Consider the following 1,608-nt stretch of genomic DNA (forward strand, 5'->3'; position numbering starts at 1 on the left):
GTGGAGGGGGACGGATTCGAACCGCCGAACCCGGAGGGAGCGGATTTACAGTCCGCCGCGTTTAGCCACTTCGCTACCCCTCCACATTTAGAAAAGAATCTTTTTAAAAAAATGGTGGCTCAGGACGGAATCGAACCGCCGACACAAGGATTTTCAGTCCTTTGCTCTACCGACTGAGCTACTGAGCCACACTAAAAATAGATCTATATCAACAGCAGGTTTACCTACTGGGATAAAAATGGCGGTCCGGACGGGACTCGAACCCGCGACCTCCTGCGTGACAGGCAGGCATTCTAACCAACTGAACTACCGGACCATATTGCGGGGACAGGATTTGAACCTGCGACCTTCGGGTTATGAGCCCGACGAGCTACCAGACTGCTCCACCCCGCGATAATAATAATTTGTTTAAAGTAAATGGAGGAGGAAGAGGGATTCGAACCCCCGCGCGGTTTGACCCGCCTGTCGGTTTTCAAGACCGATCCCTTCAGCCAGACTTGGGTATTCCTCCGTGTAAATAAAATGGACCCTGTAGGACTCGAACCTACGACCGGACGGTTATGAGCCGTCTGCTCTAACCAGCTGAGCTAAGGGTCCTTGTAAAGTTCTTCTACTTATAGGGTTAAAACCCGTCTGTCCCCATATCAGAAAGCTTTTTCTAGATGCCGCTCGATGGGTACAACTCGTAGTTTATTCTTGGAAGCCTTGCTCGTTGCTCTAACCAGCTGAGCTAAGGATCCATTAATAATATAGCGGCGGAGGGGATCGAACCCCCGACCTTACGGGTATGAACCGTACGCTCTAGCCAGCTGAGCTACACCGCCATTATATATAATTTGGTGGAGTCTAGGGGGATCGAACCCCTGACCTCCTGCGTGCAAAGCAGGCGCTCTCCCAGCTGAGCTAAGACCCCATCATTTAAAAAGTACATGGTCGGGAAGACAGGATTCGAACCTGCGACCCCTTGGTCCCAAACCAAGTGCTCTACCAAGCTGAGCTACTTCCCGAAAAACAAGCGCGCCCGAAAGGAGTCGAACCCATAACCTTCTGATCCGTAGTCAGACGCTCTATCCAATTGAGCTACGGGCGCATGATATTGATTGTTATTTTGCTATTGTAAAAAAATGGTGCCGAGGACCGGAATCGAACCGGTACGGTAGTCACCTACCGCAGGATTTTAAGTCCTGTGCGTCTGCCAGTTCCGCCACCCCGGCAGCTTGATTTAGTGGTGCGGGTGAAGGGAGTCGAACCCCCACGCCTTGCGGCGCCAGATCCTAAGTCTGGTGCGTCTGCCAATTCCGCCACACCCGCATATATGGTAAGTTATTTTGCTAGCGCAAAAAACTGGTGAGCCATGAAGGACTCGAACCTTCGACCCTCTGATTAAAAGTCAGATGCTCTACCGACTGAGCTAATGGCTCAAAAAAGAAAAAAATGCCGGCTAGAGGACTTGAACCCCCAACCTACTGATTACAAGTCAGTTGCTCTACCAATTGAGCTAAACCGGCATATTTATGGTGGAGGATGACGGGATCGAACCGCCGACCCTCTGCTTGTAAGGCAGATGCTCTCCCAGCTGAGCTAATCCTCCAAAAATGGTGACCCCTA

Annotated in this window: 15 tRNA genes; all 15 read right to left on the reverse strand. The window is 51.1% G+C overall.

Annotation, left to right across the window (positions count from 1 at the left end):
- Position 1: 1 nt before the first annotated feature.
- Positions 2-83 (reverse strand) — tRNA-Tyr (locus JOC76_RS29630).
- 29 nt (positions 84-112) lie between these two features.
- Positions 113-188: transfer RNA gene (locus JOC76_RS29635), tRNA-Phe, on the reverse strand.
- 51 nt (positions 189-239) lie between these two features.
- Positions 240-316: transfer RNA gene (locus JOC76_RS29640), tRNA-Asp, on the reverse strand.
- Between the two features lie 3 nt (positions 317-319).
- Positions 320-393 (reverse strand) — tRNA-Met (locus tag JOC76_RS29645).
- Positions 394-418: 25 nt separating this feature from the next.
- Positions 419-511 (reverse strand) — tRNA-Ser (locus JOC76_RS29650).
- A 12-nt stretch (positions 512-523) separates the two neighbouring features.
- Positions 524-597: transfer RNA gene (locus JOC76_RS29655), tRNA-Ile, on the reverse strand.
- Between the two features lie 153 nt (positions 598-750).
- Positions 751-824 (reverse strand) — tRNA-Met (locus JOC76_RS29660).
- A gap of 13 nt (positions 825-837) precedes the next feature.
- Positions 838-913, reverse strand: a tRNA-Ala gene (locus tag JOC76_RS29665).
- 17 nt (positions 914-930) lie between these two features.
- Positions 931-1,007, reverse strand: a tRNA-Pro gene (locus JOC76_RS29670).
- 9 nt (positions 1,008-1,016) lie between these two features.
- Positions 1,017-1,090, reverse strand: a tRNA-Arg gene (locus JOC76_RS29675).
- A gap of 35 nt (positions 1,091-1,125) precedes the next feature.
- A tRNA-Leu gene (locus JOC76_RS29680) sits at positions 1,126-1,214 on the reverse strand.
- A gap of 12 nt (positions 1,215-1,226) precedes the next feature.
- Positions 1,227-1,311: transfer RNA gene (locus JOC76_RS29685), tRNA-Leu, on the reverse strand.
- A 34-nt stretch (positions 1,312-1,345) separates the two neighbouring features.
- A tRNA-Lys gene (locus tag JOC76_RS29690) sits at positions 1,346-1,421 on the reverse strand.
- A 14-nt stretch (positions 1,422-1,435) separates the two neighbouring features.
- Positions 1,436-1,508, reverse strand: a tRNA-Thr gene (locus JOC76_RS29695).
- A gap of 7 nt (positions 1,509-1,515) precedes the next feature.
- A tRNA-Val gene (locus JOC76_RS29700) sits at positions 1,516-1,591 on the reverse strand.
- Positions 1,592-1,608: the final 17 nt, after the last annotated feature.

The sequence above is a fragment of the Neobacillus cucumis genome (genome assembly GCF_016908975.1).
Classification (GTDB): Bacteria; Bacillota; Bacilli; order Bacillales; family Cytobacillaceae; genus Neobacillus; species Neobacillus cucumis.